The sequence below is a fragment of the Pseudoxanthobacter sp. genome (assembly GCF_036822375.1).
In the GTDB taxonomy this organism is placed as follows: Bacteria; Pseudomonadota; Alphaproteobacteria; order Rhizobiales; family Segnochrobactraceae; genus Pseudoxanthobacter.
Window position 1 is genome coordinate 1 of sequence record NZ_DAISHT010000031.1, and the last position, 25,853, is coordinate 25,853.

At 69.2% G+C, this 25,853-nt stretch carries 23 protein-coding genes and 1 pseudogene; 14 read left to right on the forward strand and 10 right to left on the reverse strand.

Annotated features, from left to right (window positions below; translation table 11 throughout):
• The coding region (locus tag V7067_RS05250; RefSeq protein WP_334174831.1) for an HU family DNA-binding protein at window positions 1-293 on the forward strand (293 nt) is incomplete at its 5' end.
• A gap of 216 nt (window positions 294-509) precedes the next feature.
• Here the strand turns inward: V7067_RS05250 and V7067_RS05255 are convergent.
• From V7067_RS05255 to V7067_RS05275, 5 genes are read right to left on the reverse strand one after another with little or no spacing between them, the layout of a single operon-like run.
• Window positions 510-1,280, reverse strand: coding sequence for a polysaccharide deacetylase family protein (locus V7067_RS05255; protein ID WP_334174832.1), 771 nt, complete (start codon window positions 1,278-1,280; stop codon window positions 510-512).
• Window positions 1,277-2,437 carry a glycosyltransferase gene (locus V7067_RS05260; protein WP_334174833.1) on the reverse strand — a complete coding sequence of 387 codons (1,161 nt, stop codon included), beginning with the start codon at window positions 2,435-2,437 and terminating at the stop codon, window positions 1,277-1,279. Before V7067_RS05260 ends, V7067_RS05255 begins: the two co-directional genes overlap by 4 nt.
• The gene (locus V7067_RS05265; RefSeq protein ID WP_334174834.1) at window positions 2,434-3,582 is read right to left on the reverse strand and encodes a glycosyltransferase family 4 protein; all 1,149 of its coding nucleotides are present in this window, start codon (window positions 3,580-3,582) and stop codon (window positions 2,434-2,436) included. The genes V7067_RS05260 and V7067_RS05265 overlap by 4 nt, the downstream gene beginning before the upstream one ends.
• A gap of 8 nt (window positions 3,583-3,590) precedes the next feature.
• A complete protein-coding gene (locus V7067_RS05270; protein ID WP_334174835.1) occupies window positions 3,591-4,811 on the reverse strand; it encodes a glycosyltransferase family 4 protein in 1,221 nt (406 codons plus the stop codon).
• A 42-nt stretch (window positions 4,812-4,853) separates the two neighbouring features.
• Window positions 4,854-6,068: a glycosyltransferase gene (locus V7067_RS05275; protein ID WP_334174836.1), complete on the reverse strand. Its 1,215-nt coding sequence runs from the start codon at window positions 6,066-6,068 to the stop codon at window positions 4,854-4,856.
• Between the two features lie 447 nt (window positions 6,069-6,515).
• Between V7067_RS05275 and V7067_RS05280 the strand changes: the two genes are divergently transcribed.
• The 3 genes from V7067_RS05280 to V7067_RS05290 are packed head-to-tail and all read left to right on the forward strand — an operon-like array spanning window position 6,516 to window position 10,536.
• The gene (locus V7067_RS05280) at window positions 6,516-9,206 is read left to right on the forward strand and encodes an ABC transporter transmembrane domain-containing protein (RefSeq protein WP_334174837.1); all 2,691 of its coding nucleotides are present in this window, start codon (window positions 6,516-6,518) and stop codon (window positions 9,204-9,206) included.
• Entirely contained in the window at window positions 9,203-9,658 is a 456-nt protein-coding gene (locus V7067_RS05285) for a cyclic nucleotide-binding domain-containing protein (protein WP_334174838.1), read from the forward strand. The genes V7067_RS05280 and V7067_RS05285 overlap by 4 nt, the downstream gene beginning before the upstream one ends.
• Window positions 9,655-10,536 (forward strand): MBL fold metallo-hydrolase, encoded by an 882-nt coding sequence (locus V7067_RS05290; protein WP_334174839.1) that lies wholly within the window; start codon window positions 9,655-9,657, stop codon window positions 10,534-10,536. The genes V7067_RS05285 and V7067_RS05290 overlap by 4 nt, the downstream gene beginning before the upstream one ends.
• A 76-nt stretch (window positions 10,537-10,612) precedes the next feature.
• On the opposite strand, the gene metC is transcribed toward V7067_RS05290, so the two are convergent.
• A complete protein-coding gene (gene metC, locus V7067_RS05295; RefSeq protein WP_334174840.1) occupies window positions 10,613-11,833 on the reverse strand; it encodes a cystathionine beta-lyase in 1,221 nt (406 codons plus the stop codon).
• 481 nt (window positions 11,834-12,314) lie between these two features.
• Between metC and V7067_RS05300 the strand changes: the two genes are divergently transcribed.
• The 4 genes from V7067_RS05300 to V7067_RS05315 all read left to right on the forward strand — a co-directional run bounded on the left by V7067_RS05300 (window position 12,315) and on the right by V7067_RS05315 (window position 16,651).
• Window positions 12,315-13,349, forward strand: a complete 1,035-nt coding sequence (locus V7067_RS05300; protein ID WP_334174841.1) for an amino acid ABC transporter substrate-binding protein — start codon at window positions 12,315-12,317, stop codon at window positions 13,347-13,349.
• Window positions 13,350-13,437: 88 nt separating this feature from the next.
• Complete coding sequence (locus tag V7067_RS05305) at window positions 13,438-14,643, forward strand: amino acid ABC transporter permease (protein WP_334174842.1); 1,206 nt, start codon at window positions 13,438-13,440, stop codon at window positions 14,641-14,643.
• 14 nt (window positions 14,644-14,657) lie between these two features.
• Window positions 14,658-15,779 (forward strand): amino acid ABC transporter permease, encoded by a 1,122-nt coding sequence (locus V7067_RS05310; RefSeq protein WP_334174843.1) that lies wholly within the window; start codon window positions 14,658-14,660, stop codon window positions 15,777-15,779.
• 86 nt (window positions 15,780-15,865) lie between these two features.
• Window positions 15,866-16,651 carry an amino acid ABC transporter ATP-binding protein gene (locus tag V7067_RS05315; protein ID WP_334174844.1) on the forward strand — a complete coding sequence of 262 codons (786 nt, stop codon included), beginning with the start codon at window positions 15,866-15,868 and terminating at the stop codon, window positions 16,649-16,651.
• Between the two features lie 312 nt (window positions 16,652-16,963).
• Here V7067_RS05315 and sseA read toward each other — a convergent pair whose 3' ends face one another.
• Complete coding sequence (gene sseA, locus V7067_RS05320) at window positions 16,964-17,839, reverse strand: 3-mercaptopyruvate sulfurtransferase (protein WP_334174845.1); 876 nt, start codon at window positions 17,837-17,839, stop codon at window positions 16,964-16,966.
• A gap of 96 nt (window positions 17,840-17,935) precedes the next feature.
• Window positions 17,936-18,976: a cysteine synthase A gene (locus V7067_RS05325; protein WP_334174846.1), complete on the reverse strand. Its 1,041-nt coding sequence runs from the start codon at window positions 18,974-18,976 to the stop codon at window positions 17,936-17,938.
• A gap of 343 nt (window positions 18,977-19,319) precedes the next feature.
• On the opposite strand from V7067_RS05325, the gene cysE reads away from it, so the two are divergent.
• The 6 genes from cysE (at window position 19,320) to V7067_RS05355 (ending at window position 24,660) form a co-directional block, all read left to right on the forward strand.
• Window positions 19,320-20,198, forward strand: coding sequence for a serine O-acetyltransferase (gene cysE, locus V7067_RS05330; protein WP_334174847.1), 879 nt, complete (start codon window positions 19,320-19,322; stop codon window positions 20,196-20,198).
• A 113-nt stretch (window positions 20,199-20,311) separates the two neighbouring features.
• Entirely contained in the window at window positions 20,312-20,524 is a 213-nt protein-coding gene (locus V7067_RS05335; RefSeq protein WP_334174848.1) for a DUF3126 family protein, read from the forward strand.
• 116 nt (window positions 20,525-20,640) lie between these two features.
• Entirely contained in the window at window positions 20,641-21,177 is a 537-nt protein-coding gene (locus V7067_RS05340; protein ID WP_334174849.1) for a gamma carbonic anhydrase family protein, read from the forward strand.
• Between the two features lie 69 nt (window positions 21,178-21,246).
• Entirely contained in the window at window positions 21,247-22,071 is an 825-nt protein-coding gene (locus V7067_RS05345) for a histidine phosphatase family protein (protein ID WP_334174850.1), read from the forward strand.
• A gap of 219 nt (window positions 22,072-22,290) precedes the next feature.
• Window positions 22,291-23,262, forward strand: coding sequence for a GntR family transcriptional regulator (locus tag V7067_RS05350; protein ID WP_334174851.1), 972 nt, complete (start codon window positions 22,291-22,293; stop codon window positions 23,260-23,262).
• 81 nt (window positions 23,263-23,343) lie between these two features.
• Window positions 23,344-24,660, forward strand: a complete 1,317-nt coding sequence (locus V7067_RS05355; RefSeq protein WP_334174852.1) for an alpha/beta hydrolase — start codon at window positions 23,344-23,346, stop codon at window positions 24,658-24,660.
• A 124-nt stretch (window positions 24,661-24,784) separates the two neighbouring features.
• Here V7067_RS05355 and V7067_RS05360 read toward each other — a convergent pair whose 3' ends face one another.
• Together V7067_RS05360 and V7067_RS05365 are read right to left on the reverse strand one after the other, a co-directional pair.
• Complete coding sequence (locus V7067_RS05360; RefSeq protein WP_334174853.1) at window positions 24,785-25,150, reverse strand: DUF423 domain-containing protein; 366 nt, start codon at window positions 25,148-25,150, stop codon at window positions 24,785-24,787.
• Between the two features lie 76 nt (window positions 25,151-25,226).
• A pseudogene (locus V7067_RS05365) lies at window positions 25,227-25,853 on the reverse strand (hypothetical protein); the annotation flags it as partial.

Sequence of the window (25,853 nt, forward strand, 5' to 3'; positions counted from 1 at the left end):
TCAGCAAGAACGAGCTGACCGCGGCGGTGGCCGAGAAGGCGGGCCTGACCAAGGCCGACGCCACGAAGGCCGTCGATGCTGCGTTCGACGCCATCGTCGAAGCTCTGGTGAAGGGCGACGAAGTTCGCATTGTCGGCTTCGGCAGCTTCGCCGTGAGCGAGCGGGCCGCCTCGACCGGCCGTGACCCGCGCACCGGGGCCGCCATCGAGATTCCGGCCGCCCGCATTCCGAAGTTCAAGGCTGGCAAGCCGCTGAAGGACGCCGTCAACGGCGTGGCCGAAGAAGCGGCCTGAGGCCGGCCCGGTCGCCGGCCGCACGGCCCGGCGGCTGCCCGAGACCCGCAGACAGGGAAGCGGACAGGGCGCCCGCGCCCTGCCTGCCCGGGCAGCAGCTGCCCCGCCGGCTGCAGCGACACGACCAGTGAAGAAGCCCCGGTGCCAGCGGCCCCGGGGCTTTGTTTTTTGCGGCCCGTTGCGCTCCCCGGGATCGTCGGCCAGGCGCGGAACGCCTCAGGCCGGCGGGGCGGAGAACAGTGCCGGCAGCGGCGCCCAGCGCGCCGCGGGGTGGGCGGAGATGACCGCCACGGCGGTTTCGATGAAGCCCCACACACCGTCGTCGTGGGCGAGGTGGTGGGTCAGAAGGCCGACCGGCACCGGGGTGTCGCGCCGGGCGTCGATTTCCTCGGCGGCAATCGCCAGCGCCTTGGCATCGCCGATGTAGCCGCGGCCCGCCCGCCAGGCGATGGGGTCGAGGTGGCAGTCGACACGGCCGGGCTCAGCCACGCGCGAGGCGAAGGTGGAGAGCCCGTGCAGCCCGATTTCCCCGCGCCGGGCGGCGACATCGGGCGCAATGCGGTTCCACGGCGGCGTCAGCACCGGCAGGAACTGCGGCCCGAACAGCGCTTCGAGGCGGATGCGGCCGCCGTCGAGTTCCTGAAGCACGACATCGGCCGGGCGGGCATCGCCCACCTCGGCCGCGCGCGCGCCGGCGGGCTGGTGGTTGGTGTGGCTCCAGCCATGTTGCAGCACATGGACATCGTTGCTCTCAGCAAGACGCTCGGCGAGCGCCCGCGTGGCGCCGGCCGGAATGACCGCCAGCGCCAGCGGCGCGGCAAAGGCGCGGGCGATGCCGAGCAGGCGTTCGAGCGCCAGCGTCGGCTCGGTCGCGTCATCGTCGCGCCACCAGAAATCGACGGTCCGGCCTTCTTCGCCGGCGGCGTCGAGCAGCTGTTGCAGGCCGTCGCGCAGGGTGGACCGGTCGCAAGGGGTGGGTGTCGTCATCCGCGCTTCCTCCGCGCCCGTTCGATCAGCAGGGCGGCACTTGTGGCCGCCCCGTCGGTGTTGACAGGGGTGGCGACGGCCGGGGCTGCAAGCGCCGCATCGGCGGCGGCGGCGAGGCGGGCGGCATCGACCCCGGCTTCGGCCAGCACCACCGCGCGGCCGCGCGCGGCGAGCAGGTCGGCGCGCTGGGCCTGTTCGGTCTCGCGGCCCTCGGCAAAGGGCACCAGAACGGCCCGGGTGCCGGCGGCCAGCACGTCGAGCACGGTGTTGTAGCCCGCCTGACTGACCGACAGCCGCGCCCGCGCCAGCAGGCGGGCGAAATCCGGCCGCGCCGTTTCCACCGTCACGCCCGGCGGTGCCGCCGCCTGCAGGGCCGCCAGCCGGTCGGCGCCGTGCTGATGGCCGACGAGCACGCGCCACGGCGCATCGCCCGCCCGGCGCGACAGCGGGCGGGCCGCCAGCGCCGCTGCGATCAGCCGCTGACCCACCGGCCCGCCACCGCAGGAAACGATCACCTCGTCGCAGCCGTCGCGGCCCGGCGGCTCCAGCGGCGAGGGAGTGTGCACGAAGCCGGTATAGGCGATGAGATCGGCGATGTCGGCAGCAAAGCCGAAGCTGTCTTCAAGGCGCACGAAGGCGGGGTCGGCATGCACCAGCACGCAGTCGAAATCGGCGCGGGCGAGCAGGGCCATCGCCTGTTCCTTGGCCGGATCGTCCTTGCGCACCAGAATGTCGCGCACCGAGGCGGCGACCACCGCCGCCGGGGTCTGCGCGCGCACGGCAGCCACCAGCGGCTTCAGCTCGAAGGCGAACGGCTTGCGGCCGAACGGCCAGGTTTCCGTCACGAGAATGTCGGGGGCCAGCGCGGCGGCGAGGCCCAGAAGCCGGGCCCGGCGCTCGGCCTGCCAGGCGGCATCGACCGGCGCGCCGGTGGCCGTGACGAGGCGGGTGAAGCCGGTGTCGGCCGCGCGGGCGGCCGGCAGGGCCACCACCTCCAGCCCGCCGGTGTCCAGTGTCGGCGGCAGGGTGTTGCCGGTCGCCAGCACCACGCGCACGCCCTGCTGCGCCAGCGCCCGGCCGATGGCCACCGCCCGCACGGCATGGCCGGTGCCGAGCAGGTGCTGCACGTGGATCAGGGCCTTCAGGGCAGGGCTCATGGCCTTATCCGGGGTTGGTGGCCGTCGGGGGATGGGGCCGCCGGGTCTGCGGCGTTCCGGCGCCGGCGGCTGGCCGCGGCGCGGGCGAGCAGGGTGGCGAGCTGGCGCTGGCCGGCCCCGAAATCGTGGTGTGCCGCCACATGGCGCCGGGCAGCGCGGCCCATGGCGCGGCGGCGGGCCGGGTCGGCGAGAAGCGCGCCGAGCGCGGCGGCGAACCCGTCCGCATCGCCTTCCGGCGCAAGCAGGGCGGTCTCGCCTTCCGCAACGATGGCTTCGACGCCGTCGCGGCGCCCGGCAACGACCGGCAGGCCGGCGGCCTCGGCCTCCAGCAGTGCCATGCCGTAAGCCTCGTTGATGGCCGGCCACACCAGCAGATCGGCCGCGGCGCAGAGCGCCGGCAGGTCCGCGCTGGCGACGGCGCCGGTGAAACGGGTGCGGGCGGGATCGAACAGCGCGGCAACGCTGCCGCGCTCCGGACCGTCGCCGGCAATGGTGAGCTGCCAGTCCGCCGCAGCGCAAAGGCGGGCGAGGGCCGCCGCCAGCACGCGGTAGGAGGCGAGTTTGTCGCCCGGCCGCATCATGCCCACGGCCAGCAGCCGCACCGGCCCGGCATCGCGTTGCGGCACCGGGTGCGCCATGAACGGGGCGGCATCGAGAAAGGGGCGAAAGCGCATCAGCCGTTCCGGCGGCACGAGCGGGGCAAGCCCGGCTTCGTCGCCGGCATGGACGGGGGCCAGCATGTCGGCGGCCAGCAGGGCGCGGTCGGCGCTGGCAAAGCGCGCCGCCCACGGGCCGGCAGCCCGCCGGACGGCCCGGCTCGGCTCGATGATGGCATAGGGAACGGCCAGCCGCGCGGCCACCGCCGGGCCGACCAGATCCGGCGCCTTGTGATAGGTGTGATAGGTGAGGAAGGCATCGAGGCCGCCGGCGGCGGCGATGCGCTCCGCCTCGCGCCGGCCTTCGGCCTCAAGGGCGGCATCCGTTGCCGCATCGGGCGCGGGGCGCCAGCTGACGAGCCGTGTCGGCTGGCTGACCTCGTGCCCCAGCGCGGCAAGGGCGCGGGCGATCAGCCGCGCCATCGTCAGGTCGCCGGAGGCGACGGGGCTGTCGAGCGGCTTCAGGGGGGTGTGCAGGGCGATGCGCATGGCCGCCCTCAGAGCGTCCCGGCGCTGCCGCGCATCAGCGCCGCCATGCGATCGAGGCCGGGTTCTGTGGAAAAGCGCGCCCGCACCGACTGCGCCGCCGCCGTGCCGATCCGCGCCCGCAGGGCCGGGTCGGTGATGAGCCGCGTCAGTGCGGCGGCCACCAGATCGGGCCGGCGCTCGGGCGTCAGCAGGCCGGTTTCGCCGTCGTCGATCACCTCCGGCACCGCCGAAACCGCGCTGGAAACGCAGGCGAGCCCCTGCGACTGCGCCTCCATCAGCACGTTCGGCAGGCCGTCGCGGTCGCCGTTGCGGGTGATGCGGCAGGGCAGCACGAAGATATCGGCCCGCCGGCAGGCTTCGATCACGTCGGCCTGCGGCCGCGCCCCGTGCCATACGATGCGGCCGGCAATGCCCAGCCGTTCCGCCTGCGCCTTCAGCCGGTCCGTCAGGCTGCCGCCGCCGATGTGTTCGAAGCGCCAGTCGAGCCCGGCCGGCAGCCGGGCAAGGGCGCGCAGGGCATCGTCGAGCCCCTTTTTTTCCACCGCGCGGCAGACGCTGAGAATGGTGACGGGGCCGCTGTTGCGCACGGCCCGCTCGGGCGGCGCCGGCAGGCGGGTGAAGTCGAGGCCGTGATAGATGAGGTGGATGCGGCCCGGATCGTCGGTGAGCGAGCGCAGATAATCGGCGTTCGCGCGGGTGCAGGTGGCGCCCCAGCGGGCATCGGCGATCTTGTCGGCAAGCTCCCACGCCGGCGAGGTCCAGATATCCTTGGCGTGGGCCGAAAACGACCACGGCAGCCCGCGCAGCATGGCGGCATAGCGGGTGACGGAAGCCGGCGTGTGCAGGAAGTGGACGTGCAGGTGTTCCACGTCCGCCGGCAGCTCGCGGGCCAGAACGGCCGCCTGACCGAAGCGCCGCCAGCGGCTGGCGGAGCGGTCGCGCGCAAGGTCGCGCGCGAAGGCGGCCTGCGTGGCGGCATAGGCCGGCTGGCTTTCGGCAAAGGCCCGGCCGGCGGCCACGCGCGGCGGATCATCGCGCAGATATTCCGGCAGGTAGAGAACGTCGGCCTCGATCTCGCGGTGGATCGGGTGCACGGCGCCGTCGGTCGGCCGGCGCAGCGACACGATCAGGAGCTTCAGGCCCCGGCGCTCCAGCCCGCGGATCTCCTGGGCGACGAAGGTTTCCGAAAGGCGGGGATAGCCTTTCACGACGATGGCGATGCGGCCCATGGGGTTCTCGGGACGGAACGGAAGCGGGAGGTGCGGGCGGCCTCAGCGGCCGGCGGCGGCGAGGCGGGCCTGCTGCGGGCGGGCGATGAGGCGGCCGACCTCGCGGCCGATCACATCCAGTCCGTCGAGAAGGTGCGGCACGCCGGCGTGCGATGGCGGCGCGCGGACCGGAAGGGCGGCCAGCGCATCGGCCATGGCCCCGACATCGGGGTAGTGATCGATGGGCAGCACCTGCACCAGCCCGGCTTCGGCCGCCAGCGAGGCCCGGATCGCCTGTTCGCGCCGCGGCACCACCCGCGGCACCAGCAGGGTGGGCTTGTCGAAGGACAGAATCTCGCAGAACACGTTGTAGCCGCCCATGCCGACGATGGCGGTTGCCTGCGCCATGATCGACTCGATCTGCGGCGTGAAGCTGATGACGTGCAGATCGCGCACGCGCGCGGCCCGTTCCACGAACTGCGCCTGCCGCTCCTGCTCCATGAACGGGCCGAGCACGATGATGGCGGGAAACAGCGGCCGCACATGGGCCTCGTAGGTGCGGATGACCCAGTCCACCAGTTCCGCGCCGTCGCCGCCGCCGCCGGGGCTGACCAGCAGGTAAGGCTCGCTGCCGAACGGCGAGCGGAACGGCGCGGCCAGCGCCGCGGCCGGCAGATCGCGGCGCAGGTAGCCGGTGAACAGCGCCTTCTGCCGCGAGGCCTCCGAAACGCCGGCCCCGATCAGCGGATCGTGGATGCTCTTCAGGCCATAGACCCAGATATCGTCATAGAGGCTGTCGACCACGCTGGCCGCGCCCTTGCGGGCCCATTCCAGCGCGAGGGCCTCCGGATCGTCCATCACGTCGCGCAGGCCCAGCACCAGCCGCGTGCCGGCGCGCGAAAGCTGCTCCAGCGTGTGGCGCACCTCGCCGCGCAGGCCGAGCGGCTCCTTGTCCACCAGAAAGATGTCGGGCCGGAACACGCTCGCGGTGTGCTCGATGATGGAAGAGCGGATCGCCAGCGTCTCCTCGATGTCGAGATGCAGGCTGAGGGAGGTATAGTCGCCGTTGCGCAGCTTGATCACGCCGGGGATGCGCACGAAATCGACCCGGGTGCGAAAATCGAAGCTGCCGATGATCGGCGAGCCGGACAGAATCAGCACCGAAAGCTCGGAGAATTCGCCGACCAGCGAATGAGCGATCGCCCGGCAGCGGCGCAGGTGGCCGAGGCCGAAGGAATCGTGGCTGTAGATCAGAATTCTGGGCGTCGAGGCTCGCATCCGGCTCGCTGCGCTCCGCGGTTGGGTTGGCGGCGGGCGGGGCAGCGGCCCCTGGCAGAGCCGGTCCGTCCGGGCGTGGGTCCGCCCGTCCCGTTGCCGGGCGCTGCCGCCGCGGGCGGTCGTGCGGGCGGAGCGCCATAAAAAAAATAAACCGGCGAACCGGCCCGGCCGCTCCGGCAGGCACCCGCGGACCGGCTGCCCTGCGGCTGCATCGCCCCCCGTCCGCGCCCCCTTGCGGCTGTGGCAGTACCCTATCCGCCCTTTCCCTAATGGTAAAGGTGCGGAGCCCCCGCCCGCCATCCGGCGCGAAAATGGGTGCCCGGCTGTTGCCAGATCAGCGCACCGCCCCGCCCGCCGCGGGCGGCCCATTCCCTCCGTCTGCAAAGCGCTTTAGTCTGCCGGGCGGGAAACGCCGGGCGATCGCGCCCTGCCATACAGGGCGCAGGCATGAAGAAGACGCTGTTTGGCTTCATTTGGCGTTACAGCAAGCGGCAGCAGATTTTCATCGTTCTGATAACGGTGTTGTCCTTCCCGCTGGTCTACGCCTCGCTGGAACTGCCCAAGCTCATCGTCAACGATGCGTTGCAGAGCAGCAAGTTCCCGCGCGAGGTGTGGGGTTACGAGCTGGGCCAGATTCACTATCTGGTGCTGCTGTGCTGCGGCTTCCTCGGCCTCGTGGTGCTGAACAACGGCGTCAAGCTGGTGCTCAACATCTACAAGGGACTGGTCGGCGAGCGCATGCTGCGGCGGCTGCGCGCGCAGCTGTTCTTCCAGATCGTGCGCTTCAGGCCGACGCATTTCCGCAAGGTTTCCAGCGGCGAACTCATCCCGATGCTGACGGCGGAGGTGGAGGACCTCGGCGGCTTCATCGGCGATTCCATTGCCGTGCCGGCTTTTCAGGGCGGCACGCTGCTGGTCTACATCATCTTCATCTTCATGCAGGATCCGCTGCTGGGGCTGGCCTCCGTCGCGCTCTATCCGGTGCAGGGCTTCGTCATCCCGCGTATGCAGCGCAAGGTCATCCGCCTGTCGCGCGAGCGCATCAAGAACATCCGCCGGCTGTCCGACCGCATCGGCGAGAGCGTGGCCGGCACGGTCGATATGCATGCCAACGCCACAAGCGCATGGCATATCGCTAATATTTCTGACCGGCTTTATGAGAATTTCGTTATCCGCTTTGAAATTTACAAGCGGAAATATCTCATCAAGTTCGTCAATAACTTTCTCAATCAGCTGCCGCCGTTCTTTTTCTATCTGATCGGCGGCATTCTCGTCATCAACGGCGAGATGTCGTTCGGCGCGCTGGTTGCCGTGCTGGCGGCCTACAAAGACCTTGCGGCGCCGTGGCTTGAGCTTCTGAACTATTATCAGGACATGGCCAACGTCTCGGTCAAATACCAGACGATCGTGGAGAATTTCGACCCGCCGGAGATCTACAGCGAGCAGCGGCTGGAGCGCGATGCCGACGAGAGCCGGGATGTGCTGACCGGCCCGGTGGAGATCGTCAATGCCACCGGGGGCGCCAATCCCTCCAACCCGGAGGTGCGCGACGTGTCGCTGAGGGTGCCGGAGGGCGCCCATGTGGCGGTGATCGGCGACGATGCCTCCGGCCGGCTGGAACTGCTGCAGATGGTGGTCGGCCTGATGATGCCGGCGGCCGGGCGGGTGGAGATCGGCGGCCGCGACCTGTCGCAGGTGCCCGAGGCGGTGCTCGGCCGTTCCATCGCCTATTCCCCGGCGAGCCCCTACATCTTCAACACCTCCATTCACGCCAACGTCTCCTACGGTCTGCGCCACCGGCCGCTCGGCCCGGCGGAACTGCCGGCCGACGAGGTGGCCCGCCGTCTGGCCGAGGCGAAGGCGACCGCTTCCACGCTCGACGAGTTCAATGCGCCGTGGGACGACTACGACCGCGCCGGGCTGGCCGACAGCGAGGCGCTGGAAGCGGAGATGATCACGCTTCTGGAAAATCTGGGGCTGCGCGAGGATCTCTACCGCGTCGGCCTGCAGGCGCGCATCGCGACCGCCCATGCCGGGGCGTTCGTGGAGAGCATCCTGTCGGCGCGGCAGGTCATCCGCGACCGCATCGACGGCGACCGGGTGCTGCGCGATCTCGTCGAACTGTGGTCGCCGGTGCGCTTCAACGACAGCGCGACGCTGGCGGAGAACGTGCTGTTCGCGCTGCCGGACGATCCCGCGACGCCGGTCGGCGCCATCCCCCACGACCCGGATGTGGCGGCCTTTCTGGAGCGGGCCGATCTGGCCGAAGACCTGACGCGCTACGGCCTTTCGGTTGCCGCCACCATGGTGGAACTGTTCTCCACCATGCGCGACGACGATGCCTTCGTCGGGGCCTATTCGATCCTGTCGGCCGACGAGCTGCCGGCCTTCGAGGCGCGGCTGAAGAAGGTGAAGGGCGAGGACCTGCGCGCGCTGACCGCCCTCGACCGCAACGATCTCATCGGCCTTGCCTTCCGCGTGGTGCCGGCGCGGCACCGCATTGCCGACCTGCCGTCGGGGCTGGTGACGCGCATCGTGGCCGCCCGCGAGCTGTTCCGCGAGGAGGTGCTGCCGCACACCGGCGGCCGCTATGTGCCGTTCGATCCGGCGGTCTACATCGCCTCGCTGTCGATTGAGGATAATCTGCTGTTCGGCAAGGTGCGCCTCGACCGTCAGGGTGCCCGCGAGAAGGTGGCGACCTTCGTGCGCGATACCGTGGCCGATATCGGCCTGCGCGGGCCGGTCATGCGGGCGGGGCTGGAATTCGAGGTCGGCGTTGCCGGCTCGCGGCTCACCGCCAGCCAGCGCCGCCGGCTGGGAATCGCCCGGGCGCTCATCAAGGCCGTGCCGCTGGTGGTGCTCGATTCGGTGGCCGACGACCCGCAGGCCATCGAGTTCGTGCGCCGGCGCTGTTCCGGACGCACGCTGATTCTGGGCGTGGAGCCCGGTTCCGTGCCGCCGGGGCTGGATCTTTATGTGCGCATGAGCGAGGGCCGCTTGGTCGACAGCGGCTCTTACGCTACGCTTATCGGCGAGGAGGCGGCCGTCACCGCCGGGCCGGCCGCGATGGCGGCGGATGAGGATACCGCGGTCCGGTCGCTGGCGGAGCCCGCCCGCAGCAGGGAGGCCGACGCGTGAGTCTGCAAGTCGAAGTCGAGGCCCTGCGGCGCGTACCGCTGTTTCGCGGCGTCGATCCTTCAAGGCTGCGCCTTCTCGCCTTCATATCGGAGCGCATCAGCTTTCAGGACGGCGAATATCTCTGCCGGCAGGGGGAGCGCGGCAACACCGCCTATATTCTGCTGTCGGGCGCCGCCGACGTGGTGCTGGAAAGCGCCGGGGGGGCGCGCCGTCTGGCGCACCTGCACTCAAACGACATCGTCGGCGAGATTTCCATCCTCATCGACGTGCCGCGCACGGCCTCGGTCATCGCCGCCGGAGAGGTCACCGCACTGGCGATCTCGAAGGACAATTTTCTCAAGATGCTCACCCGTTTCCCGGAAATGAGTCTTGAGGTGATGCGCGTTCTGGCCCATCGTCTGGAGCGCACGACGCGCGATCTGGCGCAGGCAGGCGGGCAGGCGCAGCGGTGAATCGCAGACTGACAGCGGCGACGACCCCGGCGGCGGGGCGCAGGCATCCGCGCCACGGCGAGCGTATTTCGCTGCGGCTGTGGGGCGTGCGCGGATCGCTGCCGACACCGGGGCCGGCCACGGTGCGCTATGGCGGCGACACCATCTGTTTCGAGCTGATCGTCGGCGGCAACCGCGTGGTGGTCGACTGCGGCTCCGGCGGGCGGGCGCTGGGGCGGGCGCTGATGGCCGAAGGGCCGCTCGATTTCGACATCCTGTTCACGCACTCCCATCTCGACCATGTCTGCGGCCTGCCGTTCTTCAAGCCGGCCTACCATGGCGGCAGTCATGTGCGGCTGTGGGCCGGGCACCTGAAGGATGCCAATGCCCACCGCGAGGCGATCGAGCGGCTGATGTCGCCGCCGCTTTTCCCGGTCAAGCCCACGGCGCTGACCGGCTGCCGCTTCCGCCAGTTCCATGCCGGCGAGACCATCGTGCTGCCGTGCGGACTGGCGGTGGATACCATCGCGCTCAACCATCCGGGCGGGTCTACGGGCTATCGCTTTTCCCACGACGGGGCGGTGGTGTGCGTCATCACCGACCATGAGCACGGGGTGCCGGAGATCGACGCCGCGGTGACCGATTTCGTGCGCGGCGCGGACGTGATGCTCTACGACGCCGCCTATACCGACGCCGATTACGGCCATTACCGGGGCTGGGGGCACTCCACGTGGGAGGAGGGCATCAGCCTTGCCACCCGCGCCGGGGTGCGGCTGCCGGTGATGATCCACCACGACATCTACCGCACCGACGAGGCGCTTGACGAAATTCAGGCCGCCGCGCAGCGGCTGATGCCGGGCGTGGTGGCGGGCTTTGACGGAATGCTGATTAAAATCTGAGCAATGTGCGCCGCCGGGGGAGTTTCCGGGGCCGTGGCGGCTGCGGCCGGGCTCCGGAAAGGTGCGGTCTGTTGTCTCAGGCGGCGGCCGTCATGGCGGCGAGGCCGCGGGCCAGATCGGCCATCAGGTCGTCCGGGTCCTCAAGGCCGATGTGCAGGCGGAACAGCGTGCCGGGGGCCTGCCAGCGCACCGCGGTGCGGATCGGCGCGGGGTTGACGCGGATGGCGAGGCTCTCGTAGCCGCCCCACGAATAGCCCATGCCGAACAGCGTCAGCGCATCCAGAAAAGCCGCGGTCTGCCGGTCGCTGATCGGCCCCGTCTCGAAGGCGAACAGGCCGCAGGCGCCGGAGAAATCGCGCTTCCACAGGGCGTGGCCGGGGTCGCTTTCAAGGCCCGGATGGCGCACGCGCGTCACCTCCGGCCGGCTCTCCAGCCAGCGGGCCACCTTCAGGCCGCTGGCCTGATGCTGCTTCAGCCGCACGGCCATGGTCTTGAGGCCGCGGTAGGCGAGATAGACATCGTCCGGCCCCACCGTCAGCCCCAGCTCGCGGCAGGTTTCCTGCAGCGGTCCCCACGCGCGCGGCGAGGCGGCCACGGTGCCGATCATCACGTCGGAATGGCCGGAAATGTACTTGGTCGCGGCCTGAATGGAGAAATCCACGCCGTGTTCCAGCGGGCGGAAGAACAGCGGCGTCGCCCAGGTGTTGTCCATCAGCGTGTAGGCGCCGGCGCGGGCGGCGACGGCGACGATCGCCGGCACGTCCTGCATCTCGAAGGTGCCGCTGCCGGGCGCCTCCAGAAAGACCGCGCGGGTCTGCGGCCGCATCAGCGCTTCGAGGCCGGCGCCCAGCGCCGGATCATAATAGGTCGTCGCGATGCCCATCCGCGTCAGGAAACTGTCGCAGAATTTGCGGGTCGGGCCATAAACGTTGTCGACCATCAGCAGATGGTCGCCGGGACGCAGCACGCTGAGCAGGGCCGCGGTGATGGCGCTGACGCCCGAGGGCATCAGCCGGGTTCCGGCCGCCCCTTCCAGTTCGCTGATCGCATCGCTCAGCGCCTCGTTGGTGGGGGTGGCATGGCGGCCGTAGACATAGCGCTGGCTGTCGGTGAGGTGGGCCTGCGCGCTGGCGAACAGCACCGTGGACGCATGAACCACCGGCGGATTGACGAAGCCGTGGAAGCGGTGGCCGTCGTAGCCGCCGTGCACCAGCCGCGTCTCGGGCTTGAGGTCGTTCGGCAGCGTGTGGCCGGGGCGTTCGGGCCGGTTCGTGTCGGGCCGGTTCGTGTCGGACATGGCGGCTGATCCTGGGATGGGCGGTCGGGTGGCCGGCGGCGCCGGCCGCCGGCCTTTCCGGTTGGCAGTAGCCTATCGCGGCGTGCCCGTCGATCCGGTGCGGACCGGGGCTGCGAAGGGCCGTTGTGTGGAATGTGGGCCGCGTGCCTACGAACGAGGCTTGACCACAATAGGGCAAATGGCCTGAACTGCCATCAGGAGGGTGCCCGCGTGCGGGCGTTCGGACGGGCTGGTCGGGGGGCTGGCTGTTTTGTCGCGCGATCCGGTCCTGGCGGTTCAGCCGGCCACGGAGGCGCGGGGGAACGGCGGCGTGCCGATCCGCGGGGCAGCGAGCGACGCCCCGGCCTTTCGTCCCTGATGCCTTGCGACAGCGGTGTCTGCCGCGCGCGCCGTGCCTTCACGTCTCGGCCGATGCCTTGTCCGCGTTTGCGGGCGGCTGCGGTCCGTCTGTGTGATCGACAACTGGGACCTGAGTCCAACCATGAAAAAGAAACTCCTTTCTGTGATGCTCGGCGCTTCGCTGGCGGCCTCGTCGTTTGCGGCGGCCGTCAGCGGTGCCAGCGCCGGCACCCTTGAGGACGTCAAGGCCCGCGGTTATCTGAATTGCGGCGCCAACACCGGCCTCATCGGCTTCGGCGCCCCCAACGACAAGGGCGAGTGGACCGGCCTCGACGTCGACTTCTGCCGCGCCGTGGCGTCGGCCGTGTTCGGCGATGCCACGAAGGTGAAGTTCGTTCCGCTCAACGCCAAGGAGCGCTTCACCGCGCTGCAGACCGGCACCATCGACGTGCTGTCGCGCAACACCACCTGGACGCTCTCGCGCGACAGCCAGATGGGCCTGATGTTTGCCGGCGTGACCTATTACGACGGTCAGGGCTTCATCGTGCGCAAGTCGCTCGGCATCTCGTCGGTGCTGGAGCTGTCGGGTGCCTCGATCTGCGTGCAGACCGGCACCACCACCGAGCTGAACCTCGCCGACTATTTCCGCACCCACAACATGCAGTTCAACCCGGTGGTGTTCGAGAGCGCCGACGAGGCGGTGCGCGCCTATGACAGCGGCCGCTGCGACGCCTTCACCACCGACCAGTCGGGCCTCTATGCCGAGCGCCTGAAGTTCGCCAACCCGGACGAGCATGTCGTTCTGCCGGAAGTGATCTCCAAGGAGCCGCTCGGCCCGGTCGTGCGCCAGGGCGACGACAAGTGGTTCACGCTGGTGAAGTGGACGCTCTATGCGATGATCAACGCCGAGGAAGCCGGCGTGACCTCCAAGAACGTCGATGAGATCAAGACCAGCACCCAGAACCCGGACATCAAGCGCCTGCTCGGCACCGACGGTGCCTTCGGCGAGGGCCTCGGCGTGGCCAACGACTGGGCCTACAACATCGTCAAGCAGGTCGGCAATTATGGCGAGGTGTTCGACCGCAACGTCGGCGCCGGCTCGCGTCTGGGGATCGCCCGCGGTCTCAATGCGCTGTGGACCGAAAAGGGCCTGATGTACGGTATGCCGATCCGTTGATCGGACGAGGCTTGATGCGGCGGGGGCAAGGGGTTGTCCCCGCCGCTTTTCTTTTTGGGCATCGGCGACAGCAGCGGGGCGCTTCGGCATGGCGAACGACAAGGGGGCGGCGGCACCGGCCGGCCGGCCGCAAGGGGACGCGGTTCCCCTCTACAACGATCCGAGAGTGCGGGGCATCTTCTTTCAGGCCGTTCTGGTCGCGCTGGTGGTGCTGGTCGGCTATATCGCCATCTCCAACGCGGTGGCGAACCTGCGGGCGCAGAACATCGCCTCCGGCTTCGGTTTCTGGGACAGGACGGCCGGGTTTGCGATCTCTCAGACGCTGATCGACTATACGCCGGCCTCCACCTATGGCCGCGCCTTCATCGTGGGCCTGCTCAACACGCTGCTGGTGGGGGCCATCGGCATCGTCTTCACCACCATTCTCGGCTTTCTGGTCGGCATCGCGCGGCTTTCGCCCAACTGGCTGCTGCAGAAGATCGCGGCCGGCTATGTCAACATCCTGCGCAACATTCCGCTGCTGCTGCAGCTGCTGTTCTGGTATTTTGCGGTTCTGAAAAGCCTGCCGCCGCCGCGCCAGAGCCTCGATTTCGGCGCCGGCTTCTTCCTCAACATCCGCGGCCTGTTCATTCCGCGCCCGGTGTTCGGCGAGGGCAGCGGCCTGTTCGATGCCGCCGTCATCGTGGCGATCGTGGCCATCGTGGCGCTGCGCACCTGGGCGCACCGGCGGCAGGATGCCACCGGCCGGCAGTTCCCCGTGCTGTGGGTGTCGCTGGCGCTGCTGATCGGCCTGCCGCTGCTGGCGCTGGCGGCAACCGGTTTCCCGGTCACCTTCGACATTCCGAAGCTGCAGGGCTTCAACTTCACCGGCGGCATCACGCTCATTCCGGAGCTCGTGGCGCTGGTGCTGGGTCTCGTGCTGTTCACCTCTGCCTTCGTGGCCGAGATCGTGCGCGCCGGCATCATGGCGGTCAGCAAGGGCCAGAGCGAGGCCGCCGGCGCACTGGGGCTGCATTCCGGGCAGACGCTGCGTCTGGTGGTCATTCCGCAGGCGATGCGCGTGATCGTGCCGCCGCTGACCAGCCAGTACCTGAACCTCGTCAAGAACTCCACGCTGGCGGTGGCCATCGGTTATCCGGATCTGGTGTCGGTGTTTGCCGGCACGGTGCTGAACCAGACCGGACAGGCCGTTGAGGTGATCACCATCACCATGCTGGTCTATCTGGCGATCAGCCTGCTGACGTCGGCTTTCATGAACTGGTTCAATGCGCGCATCGCGCTGGTCGAGCGCTGAGGGGAGGGCCGGCAATGAGCATCGCCTATGTGCGCACCAAACCTGCCGAAGTGCTGCCGCCGCCGTCGTCGTCGGTCGGGCCGATCCACTGGCTGCGGACGAACCTGTTCTCCGGCATCGGCAACACCATCCTGACGCTGCTGGCGATCTGGCTGCTGTGGAAGGCCGTTCCGCCCTTTCTGGAATTCGCCGTCTTCAACGCCGTCTGGGAGGGCAACGACCGCACGGCCTGTCTGGGGCCGGCAGCGGGGGCCTGCTGGCCGTTCGTGGAAGCGAAGATCGCGCAGTTCATCTACGGCGTTTATCCGGAGGCCGAGCGCTGGCGCGTCAATCTCGTCTATTTCCTGCTGGCGGCCGGCCTCATTCCGCTCGCCATCCCCGGCGTGCCGCGCAAGGGGCTGAACGCGCTGTTCGTGTTCGTGGCCTTCCCGGTGATCGCCTTCATCCTGCTCGTCGGCGGCGTGTTCGGCCTGCCGGTGGTGGAAACGGCAATGTGGGGCGGCCTGCTGGTGACGCTGGTCGTCTCCTATGTGGGCATCGTGGTGTCGCTGCCGTTCGGCGTGCTGCTCGCCCTCGGGCGGCGCTCCGACCTGCCGCTGGTGAAGCTGTGCTCGGTCTGCTTCATCGAGTTCTGGCGCGGCGTGCCGCTCATCACCGTGCTGTTCATGGCCTCGGTGATGCTGCCGCTGTTCATGCCGAACGGGGTGACGGTGGACAAGCTGCTGCGCGCGCTGATCGGCGTGGCGCTGTTTTCCTCCGCCTACATGGCAGAGGTGGTGCGCGGCGGCCTGCAGGCGGTGCCGAAGGGGCAGTATGAGGGCGGCATGGCCGTCGGCCTCGGCTACTGGGCGATGATGCGCCTCATCATTCTGCCGCAGGCGCTGAAGCTGGTCATTCCCGGCATCGTGAACACCTTCATCGGCCTGTTCATGGATACCTCGCTGGTGATGATCATCGGCATCTTCGATCTGCTCGGCATCATCCAGCGCAACTTCACCGATGCCAACTGGGCTTCTCCGGTGACCAGCAGTACGGGCTATCTGTTCGCGGCGCTTGTCTACTGGGTGTTCTGCTTCGGCATGTCGCGTTACTCGAACTTCATGGAGCGGCGGCTCGACGTCGGCCGCCATCGCTGACCGGCGGCCGGGCGGCGCAGCGGCGGCCGCCCGGCCTTCCGGTTCCGGGCAAAGATCAAACCACAAGGGTCTCGACAATGAGCCAGATGGCAGCGACGTCCGCCGGCAGCAGGACCGGCACGCCGGCGAAGGCCGGCTCCGAAATCGCCGTGGAACTCAAGGGCGTCAACAAGTGGTACGGCCAGTTTCATGTTCTGAAGGAAATCGATCTCACCGTGAAGCGCGGCGAGCGCATCGTCATCTGCGGGCCGTCAGGCTCGGGCAAGTCGACGATGATCCGCTGCATCAACCGGCTGGAAGAGCATCAGGCCGGCACCATCACCGTGGACGGCATTCAGCTGACCAACGACCTGAAGCGCATCGACGAGGTGCGCCGCGAGGTCGGCATGGTGTTCCAGCACTTCAATCTGTTTCCGCACCTGACGATTCTGGAGAACTGCACGCTCGCCCCGATCTGGGTGCGCAAGATGCCGAAGCGCGAGGCTGAGGAACTGGCCATGCACTTCCTCACCCGCGTGCGCATTCCCGATCAGGCGAAGAAATATCCCGGGCAGCTTTCCGGCGGCCAGCAGCAGCGCGTGGCCATTGCCCGCGCCTTGTGCATGAAGCCCAAAGTGATGCTGTTCGACGAGCCGACCTCGGCCCTCGACCCGGAAATGGTGAAGGAAGTGCTCGACACCATGGTCGGGCTGGCTCAGGACGGCATGACCATGCTGTGCGTGACCCACGAGATGGGCTTCGCCCGTCAGGTCGCCGACCGCGTGATCTTCATGGATGCCGGGCAGATCGTGGAGCAGAACGAGCCGGATGCCTTCTTCTCCAACCCGCAGCACGAGCGCACGCGGCTGTTCCTGTCGCAGATCCTGCACTGATTGCGGCAATTGGCACAGGGTTTGCTATGTGCCGAATGGCCTTTCCCGCGGCAAGCGCGCCTGGCGTGCGCGCCTGATGTGGCTTGCGGCGGGGGCGGCCAATTTTTGAGGGGATAGGGCTCGGGGGCGCCCGGCCGGAATTGTTTTTGAGCGGAGGCTGGCAGGCTCGGAACGGCCCACGCTGACCTTCGGTTTTTCAGCCGCTGCCGCACGTTTTGTGCCGGTTACGGCGAACAAAGAACGGGGCGCTGCCGGCCATGCCGCAGCGCCCCTTTTTTCGTCCGTGCCGGCTTTTCGCCGCGATCGGGGGGGTCAGGCGGCCGGGCCGCACGCCACCTCGGCATCCGGGCGGCCGCCCCATTCGGTCCACGAGCCGTCATAAAGGCGCACCGAGGGTGCCCCCAGAATGGCCAGCGCGAGGCACAGCACGCAGGCGGTGACGCCGGACCCGCAGCTGGTGATGATCGGTCGGGTGATGTCCACGCCGGCGGCCTCGAAGGCGGCGGCAAGCTCCGCTTTCGGCTTCAGCCGGCCGTGCACGGTCAGGGCCGTGAAGGGCAGGTTGCGGGCGCCGGGCATGTGGCCGGCCTTGAGGCCCGGGCGCGGCTCGGGCACCGCGCCGCTGAAGCGCTCGGCCGAGCGGGCATCGACGATGGTGGCTGCGCCGGTGGCGATGGCGGCCTTCACGTCGGCCACGTCGGCCACGGCACCGGCATCGAACTCGGGCACGAAGGTGCGGGTGGCGGGCCGGGCGGGGCCGCGCTCCATCGGCCCGCTGGCATTGAGCCACGCCGGCAGGCCGCCATCCAGCACCCGCACGTCCTTCAGCCCCATGACGCGGAAGGCCCACCACACGCGGGCGGCGGAGAACAGGCCCACGGTGTCATAAACGACCACGCTGTCGCCCTGGGCGATGCCCAGCTTGCCGACGGCGGCGGCAAACGCCGCCGGGGCCGGCAGCATGTGCGGCAGGCCGCGCTCGCTGTCGGCGATGGTATCGATATCGAAAAAGACGGCGCCGGGGATGTGGCCGGCGGAAAACTCCTGCCGGGCATCGCGGTCGCTGGTGGGCAGGTGCCAGGAGGCATCGACGATGCGCAGTTTCGGCGCATCCAGATGATCTTTCAGCCACTCGGCGCCGACCAGAAATTCACTGTCGGCCGGGCGGTCGGAAAGGGCAGATGCCATAGGAATGTCCCCGTTCATCAACACGACATCCCATCCTTCCCCGGCAGGCGGGGCCGGCGCGGACCGGCGATTCGGTCCGCGCGTGCGGGCGGACCCTCAGGCAGCCGGTTCGAAGGGCACCGCAAAGGCCGGCTTCCGTTCGAGAAAAGCCGGCACCGGCAGCCCCTTCTCGCGCAGGAAGGCGGGATTAAAGAGCTTTGAGGCGTAACGGGTGCCATAGTCGCACAGCACCGTCACGATGGTGTGCCCCGGACCCAGCTCTCTTGCAAGCCGGATCGCACCGGCGATGTTGATGCCGGACGAGCCGCCGAGGCACAGTCCCTCGTGTTCGGCGAGGTCGAACACCACCGACACGGCCTCCTCGTCGGGGATGCGGAAGGCGGTGTCGATCGGCGCGCCGTCCAGATTGGCGGTGATGCGGCCCTGCCCGATGCCCTCGGTGATGGACGAGCCCTCGGCCTTCAGCACACCGGCGGTGTAGTAGCTGTAGAGCGCGGCGCCGAACGGATCGGCGAGGGCGACCGTGATGTTGGGGTCGCGCTCCTTCAGCGCGATGCCGATGCCGGCCACGGTGCCGCCCGAACCGGCGGAGGCCACGAAGCCGTCGATGCGACCCCGGAGGTCGGTCCAGATTTCCGGTCCGGTGGTTTCGATGTGGGCCTGCCGGTTGGCGATATTGTCGAACTGGTTGGCCCACACCGCGCCGTTCGGCTCGCTGCGCGCCAGCTCTTCGGCAAGGCGGCCGGAGAGCTTCACATAGTTGTTGGGGTTGGCATAAGGCACCGCGGGCACCTCGATCAGCTCGGCGCCCAGCAGCCGCAGCGCCAGCTTTTTCTCCGCCGACTGCGTTTCCGGGATGACGATCACGGTGCGGAAGCCGAGCGCACCCGCCACCATGGCGAGGCCGATGCCGGTGTTGCCGGCCGTGCCTTCCACCACCACGCCGCCGGGCTTCAGGGCGCCGCGGGCAATGGCATCGCGGATGATGAACAGCGCCGCGCGGTCTTTCACCGACTGGCCGGGATTGAGGAACTCCGCCTTGCCCCAGATCTCGCAGCCCGTGGCCGCGCTGGCATGACGCAGGCGGATCAGCGGCGTGTTGCCGATTGCGGAGATCACATCGGGATGAGTGGCCATGGCAGGTGAAGCCCTGAAGAGCGGCGGAACGGTTCCGCGCGGCTGGGATGAGAAGACGGCGCCGTCCGCGGCGATGCGTGGCGCACGGCCGGCCGGCGCGCGGCCCGCGGCCCGCGGCGCGGTGTCGGGATGGCAGGAAGGGTAAACCGCGGTTTCGGGCCCCACAACGTGCCGCGGCCGGATCGGATGGCGGGAATGGAGAAATTGATTCCGAAAATGCCGCGGAACGCAGAATGTCGTTTTTTGGCCTGCCCTTCGCCCGTCGGTCCGTGATATGCAGCGCCAATCAGTGCCACGATGGCACGTCTGCCCCGGGCGGCAAAGACAAGGGAGTGTCGGGTCCATGGTCCACTCACCGCAGCGCGCCGATACGCATTGTCTGGCTGCCGCGCCGGCCGTCCATCCGGCCCTGCCGAGCCACGATCCGGTGTGGTCGCGGGTGCGCGCCGAGGCCAGCGCGATGATGGCCGCCGAGCCGGCGCTTGCCAGCCTCGTCATGTCCACGGTGCTCGGCCAGCCGCGCCTTGAGGATGTCGTGGTGCGCCGCATCGCCGACCGCCTCGGCAACACCAACGTGCCGGCCGAACTGATCCGCCTGACCTATCTGGAGGCGCTGGCCGACGAGCCGGTGCTGGGCGACATCTTCCGCGTCGATCTGACGGCGGTGGTCGACCGCGACCCGGTGTGCGAGCGCTTCATCGAGCCGGTGATGTTCTTCAAGGGTTTCCACGCCATCGAGACCCACCGGCTGGCCCACTGGCTGTGGCGCCGCGACCGCCGCGATTTCGCGCTCTACCTGCAGAGCCGGTCGTCGGAGGTGTTCCAGACCGACATTCACCCCGCCGTGCCGATCGGCCGCGGCATCTTCCTCGACCACGCCACCGGGCTGGTGGTCGGCTCCACGGCCGCCATCGGCGATGACGTTTCCATTCTGCAGGGCGTCACGCTTGGCGGCACCGGCAAGGAGGCCGGCGACCGGCATCCGAAGATCGGCCGCGGCGTGCTGATCGGGGCCGGGGCCAAGATTCTCGGCAACATCGCCATCGGCAGCTGCTCGCGCATCGCTGCCGGGTCCGTGGTGCTGGCGCCGGTGCCGGCCAATACCACGGTCGCCGGCGTGCCGGCCCGTGTGGTCGGCCGGGCAGGCTGCGCCGAACCGGCGCGGGCCATGGACCAGATGATTGCCGCCAGCGAGGCCGTGACACCGGTCGGTGCCTCCTGAGAGGCAAGTCCGGCGGCCGGCGCGCTCTTGCAGATTTTTCCGCGGCCGGCCAAGTGCCGGCCGCTGGATTTTTATCCCCGCTTCCGTTCTGAACCGTCTCTACGAGGTGCATCTTGGATCGCAACGAAATCAAGAAGCTCGAAGCCTATCTGCAGCGCAAGTTCGAGCTTGAGAACCTGAAGGTGAAGGCCCGCCCCCGCAAGAACGATTCTGCCGAGGTGTTCATCGACGAAGAGTTCATCGGCGTCATCTATCGCGACGACGAGGACGGCGAGCTTTCGTGGAGCTTCCAGATGGCCATTCTGGAGATGGATCTGGAAGACTGAGCGGCCGCTGGCCGGCCGGGCGGGCGCAGGGTTGTTGCGCCCGGCCCGGCCAGCCCCGGGGAGGAAGGCCTGCCGCCCGGCTGAGGGGCGGCAGCGACAGCGACAGGGGAGGGGGCATGGCACTTTACGAACTCGATGGCATTCGCCCGGCGCTGCCGGAAGCGGGCCGTTACTGGGTCGCGCCCGATGCGGTGCTGATCGGCAAGGTGCGCCTCGATGACGAGGCCAGCGTCTGGTTCGGTGCCGTGCTGCGCGGCGACAACGAACTGATCCATGTCGGCCCGCGCACCAACATTCAGGATGGCAGTGTGCTGCACACCGACATGGGCTGTCCGCTCACCATCGGTGCCGGCTGCACCATCGGCCACCGCGCCACGCTGCACGGCTGCCTGATCGGCGAGAACAGCCTGATCGGCATGGGGGCCACGGTGCTGAATCGCGCCCGCATCGGTCGCAACTGCCTGATCGGCGCGGGGTCGCTGATCCGGGAGGGGCAGGAGATTCCGGATCATTCGCTGGTCGTCGGCGCGCCGGGCCGCGTCGTGCGCACGCTGGACGAGGCCCAGATCGAGGGTCTGCGCCGCTCGGCCGATGGTTATGTGCGCAACTGGCGCCGCTTTGCCGCCGGCCTGAGGCCGGTGGACGCCGCCTGAGGGGCAATCGGGCGGGACGACCGGCAGGGGCGGTGCCGGGGCCGGGGGAACAGCATGAAAATAGGGTGCATGGCCTGGCGCAGCCGCGGTCTGCGCGGGCTTTCCGGGCGGATGCGGCCTGTGTGGGAGCGGTTCCGGCGAACGGTGTCCGGCCGCGGGGTGCGGGGGCTGGCTGTGGCCGCCGGTCTGGCAGCGGCGCTGCTGCCGTCAGTGGCCGCGGCCACGCCGCAGCGCGTCATCATTCTGCGGCACGGCGAAAAAAAGAACGGCTACGAGCTGTGCTCGGTCGGCGTCGAGCGGGCGAAGGCGCTGGCCTCCGTCTATCTCGGGCGCAATGCCGGGCAGACGCTGTTTGCGCACCAGCCGCCCTCCGCCTTTCTGGCGATCACGCTGCATACGCTGGAACTGGCCTCGCCGGCCGCCGGGCAGTGGGGGCTCGGCGTCGACGATGAAAGCGTGATGCCGGAGCCGAAGCGCGACGACCCGCATTTTGTCACGAAGCTCAATGAGCGCACGCAGCGCGCGGCGCGTTCGGTGCTGGACGATGCACGCTGGGACGGCAAGACCGTGGTGATGGTGTGGGAACACCACCATATCGCCGATGCGAAACTGGAGGCGCAGTTCCCCGGCGAGGCGGTGACCCTGCGCCAGCTTCTCGGCCTCGATACGCTGCCGGACGTGCCGCAGACGTGGCCGGGCGGCAACTACGACTATTTCTGGATCGTCGACTTCGATCCCGCAAAGGGCCGTGCACCGGTGCGTTTCCGCATGGTGAAACAGGTGTTCGGGCCTCCCTGGCAGAACCTGCCGGCCAACGACTGGGGGGCACCGGAGGTGCTGCCGCCGGGGTCCGACTGCGAACACCGCGAGACCCTGCCGGAAGGGGCGGACTGAGCCCTTGTGGCATGCTTGCCCCGCCTGAGCGCCGTTCGCGCGGCTGTGACGGTAAGTGCCTTGATTCTGCTTGGGACTTCCGGCAGTTTGACGGCCATGTCGCGGGGGCGGCCCCGGGGGGCGGCCGGCCCGCGCGACACACGTACCTGCGCCGGACGGCGCTGCCTGTTCCTTCCGGCCGGGCGGTTGCCGGCCGGAAGGGCGAACTCGGAGCCCCGCGTGGCCAAGTCGGATCACCTCTATCGCCGTACGGCGAACCGAATTCTCGAAGCCCTTGAATCGCTGGAGCCCGGTGAACCGGCGCCCTCGGAAGCGATGCTGACGCAGCTTTGCGGGGTCAGCCGCTCGCCGGTGCGGGCGGCTTTGCAGCATCTCGTGCAGTGCGGCATTCTGGTGCAGCGGGGTCACGAGCGGCTTCTGGCGCGCGTGCCGTCCCCGGCCGACCGCTTCGACGAAACGCAGGTGCATTCACCGGCCGACCACGTCGAAACCGTGTTCATGGACATGGTCCTGCAGCAGGAGCTGGCCCCGGGCGAGCGCTTTACCGAGGCGGAGCTGGCGCGGCGCGCCAACACCTCCACGGCAGTGGTGCGCGAATATCTCATCCGCCTGTCGCGCTTCGGGGTCATCCGCAAGCGGCCGCGCGGCAGCTGGACGCTGATGGCCTTCGATGCGGCGTTTGCGAACGAACTCGCCGACATGCGCTATATTCTGGAGATGGCGGCCATCGAGGCGTTTGCGGCACTGGCGTCCGACGATCCGATCTGGGCCGATGTCGATTTCATGATCGAGCGGCATGAGGATTTCGCGGCCGATTTCGAGGCGCGGTTCCACACCTTCTCCACGCTCGATCAGGAATTCCACCGCCTCATCATCAGCGCCAAGCACAATCGCTTCTTCGCCGACATGTTCGACGTGACGACGCTGATTTTCCATTATCATTTCCAGTGGGGCAAGGTGGGCGAGAAGGAACGCAACGCCGTGGCGATTGCCGAACATCTCGACATCCTGCGGGCCCTGCGGGCCCATGATTTCGTCCGCGCGCGGGAAAACCTCGCCCGGCATCTGGCCGTGGCGCGCAACACGCTGCTGCATTCGGTCGATCCCGGCGCCCGCTCGGACCTGCCGGCAGGCGGTGCGACAGCGGCACTGCCGCGTCTGACTGAAGGACCGGCTGTCGGCGAGGGCTGACGGGCGGGCGGCCACCATCGCGATCCGCGCCGGCGAACACCGCCGGCGCATGCCCGGAACAGACGGCAGGGAACACACCGAATGACGGCAGGCAGCAGCGGGCGGCAGGGCCCGGCGGGGCAAAAAGGCCGGGCGACCCTGGCGGTGGCGACGATGTGCCTTGTGCTGGCCGCCTGTGGCGGCCGGCCGGAGAACGTTCTGCTGCCGGTGTCGGCAACGGCGCCCGGTGCCTCGCCGGTGCGCATTCTGGTGGCAACCTCGCGCGAAGGCGTGCCGGACCGCCCCGGCCAGCTCTTCACCGGCGAACGCAGCGATCAGGTGGAATATGCCGACATCACGGTGTCGATTCCGCCGGATGCCAGCCGCAAGCTGGGCGAGGTGCAGTGGCCGAGCCGCACGCCGGGTGATCCGGCGCGCGACTTCGTCGTCACCAGTGCGACGGTGGAAGACCGCGCCGGTGCGGAGAAGACGCTGAACGCGATTCTGCCGCAGGAGAAGCCGCGGCAGGTGCTGCTGTTCGTGCACGGCTACAACACCAGCTTCGATGCTGCGCTGTTCCGCTTTGCCCAGATCGCCCACGATTCGCGCGCGCCGGCGGCGCCGGTGCTGTTCACCTGGCCTTCGCGCGGGCGGCTGCTGGCCTACAACTACGACCGCGAAAGCGTCACCTTCTCGCGCGATGCGCTGGAACAGTCCATCAACATGCTGGTCAAGGACCGCAACGTCGGCGAAATCAACCTGATGGCCCATTCCATGGGGTCCTGGCTGATGATGGAGACGCTGCGCCAGATGGCGATCCGCAACGGCCGCCTGCCGAAGAAGATCGCCACGGTCATTCTGGCCTCGCCGGATATCGACATCGACGTGTTCCGCAAGCAGGTGGCCGACATTCCCGGCCCGCGGCCGGATTTCATCGTCTTCGTCTCGCAGAACGACAAGGCGCTGGCGATCTCCAGCACGATTGCCGGCAATGTCTCGCGGCTGGGCGCGATCAATCCCGCGGCCGAGCCCTATCGCTCGCAGCTGGAAAAGGAAGGCATCACCGTCATCGACCTGACGGGGCTGGAAACCAGCGATTCCCTCAACCACGCCAAGTTCGCGGCGAGCCCCGAGGTCGTGCGCGCCATCGGCACGCGGCTGGCGGCCGGCGATTCCATCACGCAGTCGGATGCGAGCCTCGGCGAGCGCATCGGTCTGGTCACGGCCGGGGCGGCCTCGACGGTTGGCAAGACCGCCGGCCTCCTCATCTCCGCACCGATTTCGGTGGTCGACGGACGCACCCGCAGTTCGCTCGGCGATCAGGCGGAATCGGTCAGCACGTCCGTGCGCGAGACGGTGCGCGACACCGGTTCGACGGTGGCGGCAACCCCGGGGCTGCTGATTGGTAACGAGCCCTGACAAGCGGTGCGGCCCGGCCCGCGCCGGCCGCGAGATCGCTCAGGACGAATGACAGACGCCCGCCGGGTTCCCCCGGCGGGCGTTTGTCTTATGGGCTTCCCCGGCGGCGGGCGTCAGGCGGCTTTCAGCGGCGGAACAGGGCCAGCCCGGCAACCGACACCAGCAGCCAGCCGGCTATGAGCGTGGTGCCGCCCACCGGCGCCAGCGCCGCGAGCGGGCGGGCGGCGTTGAGGTCGTCGACGATCAGGCTGCCGGAAAACAGCCCCGCACCGGCCATCAGCACGATCGCGGCGATTTCGGCCAGAAGCCGGCCGCCGGCTGCGGCGGAAAGGGCGGCGAGCGCCACGACGGCGGCCGCGTGAAACAGCAGGAACTGGGCGGCAACCGGCAGGTTGGGCACATCCGGCAGGTGGGCACCGGCCGCCGCCGCCGCGACACCGGCCGCGCCCATCAGGCCGGCGAAAAAGACGAGGACGGGCCGGACGAACATCTCTGCAACGGGCTCCGGTGCATGGCGGGGTGGCGAGCGGCCGGCGGCGATGGCGCCGGGCCCGGGACCCCGGCGATCAGTTATGCGGGACGGTGTCTGCCGGCTGCGATGCCGGCACACGCTCGCGCAGCCGGCGGATGCGGTCGGCGAGGCTGTCGGTCGCCCCGTCGGACCCCGCAATGAGGCTGTCGATGGGTCCGCCGCGGCCCTCGATGGCCGCGGTGACGGCGGCGACCTCGGCGGCCAGCGCCGTCAGCCGCTCGCGCAGCATCTCGCTGTCGTCGGCGGTCGCGCGCGCGGGGGCGGGCGGTGTGGCGAGGGCGGGCGCGGCAGCGCCATAGGGCACGGTCGCGGCCGCAGCGGGTTCAGGGCTGGCCGGCGGGGCGGAGACAACCGGGGGAGCCATCACAACCGGGGGGGCCGTTCCGACCGGGGCCGCCGCACCGCCGGCGATCTCCAGCCGGGCAAGGGCAATGCGGGCGATGCGCAGGTCTTCGGCCAGCCGTTCGGCGCGGTCTTCCGACTGGCGCAGGGCGATGGCGAATTCGGCGCGCAGCACGTCGCGGTCGGGTCGCGTGGCGGCGGCGACCCGAACCGGTCCCTTCCGCCGCCGCGGGCGCCCGAGCACGAAAGACAGCAGGATCAGACCCGCCAGAACCGCGGCCAGCACGATTCCCGCCTGCGTCAGATCGATCTCGTTCAC

Bases quoted from the DNA above. Each gene is read 5' to 3' on its own strand.
- V7067_RS05275 (WP_334174836.1), bottom strand. From the start codon at position 6,068: ATGCGAGCCTCGACGCCCAGAATTCTGATCTACAGCCACGATTCCTTC.
- V7067_RS05270 (WP_334174835.1), bottom strand. From the start codon at position 4,811: ATGGGCCGCATCGCCATCGTCGTGAAAGGCTATCCCCGCCTTTCGGAA.
- V7067_RS05345 (WP_334174850.1), top strand. From the start codon at position 21,247: ATGGCCTGGCGCAGCCGCGGTCTGCGCGGGCTTTCCGGGCGGATGCGG.
- V7067_RS05255 (WP_334174832.1), bottom strand. From the start codon at position 1,280: ATGACGACACCCACCCCTTGCGACCGGTCCACCCTGCGCGACGGCCTG.
- V7067_RS05315 (WP_334174844.1), top strand. From the start codon at position 15,866: ATGGCAGCGACGTCCGCCGGCAGCAGGACCGGCACGCCGGCGAAGGCC.
- V7067_RS05260 (WP_334174833.1), bottom strand. From the start codon at position 2,437: ATGAGCCCTGCCCTGAAGGCCCTGATCCACGTGCAGCACCTGCTCGGC.
- V7067_RS05310 (WP_334174843.1), top strand. From the start codon at position 14,658: ATGAGCATCGCCTATGTGCGCACCAAACCTGCCGAAGTGCTGCCGCCG.
- V7067_RS05325 (WP_334174846.1), bottom strand. From the start codon at position 18,976: ATGGCCACTCATCCCGATGTGATCTCCGCAATCGGCAACACGCCGCTG.
- V7067_RS05360 (WP_334174853.1), bottom strand. From the start codon at position 25,150: ATGTTCGTCCGGCCCGTCCTCGTCTTTTTCGCCGGCCTGATGGGCGCG.
- V7067_RS05340 (WP_334174849.1), top strand. From the start codon at position 20,641: ATGGCACTTTACGAACTCGATGGCATTCGCCCGGCGCTGCCGGAAGCG.
- V7067_RS05280 (WP_334174837.1), top strand. From the start codon at position 6,516: ATGAAGAAGACGCTGTTTGGCTTCATTTGGCGTTACAGCAAGCGGCAG.
- cysE (WP_334174847.1), top strand. From the start codon at position 19,320: ATGGTCCACTCACCGCAGCGCGCCGATACGCATTGTCTGGCTGCCGCG.
- metC (WP_334174840.1), bottom strand. From the start codon at position 11,833: ATGTCCGACACGAACCGGCCCGACACGAACCGGCCCGAACGCCCCGGC.
- sseA (WP_334174845.1), bottom strand. From the start codon at position 17,839: ATGGCATCTGCCCTTTCCGACCGCCCGGCCGACAGTGAATTTCTGGTC.
- V7067_RS05305 (WP_334174842.1), top strand. From the start codon at position 13,438: ATGGCGAACGACAAGGGGGCGGCGGCACCGGCCGGCCGGCCGCAAGGG.
- V7067_RS05300 (WP_334174841.1), top strand. From the start codon at position 12,315: ATGAAAAAGAAACTCCTTTCTGTGATGCTCGGCGCTTCGCTGGCGGCC.
- V7067_RS05265 (WP_334174834.1), bottom strand. From the start codon at position 3,582: ATGCGCATCGCCCTGCACACCCCCCTGAAGCCGCTCGACAGCCCCGTC.
- V7067_RS05355 (WP_334174852.1), top strand. From the start codon at position 23,344: ATGACGGCAGGCAGCAGCGGGCGGCAGGGCCCGGCGGGGCAAAAAGGC.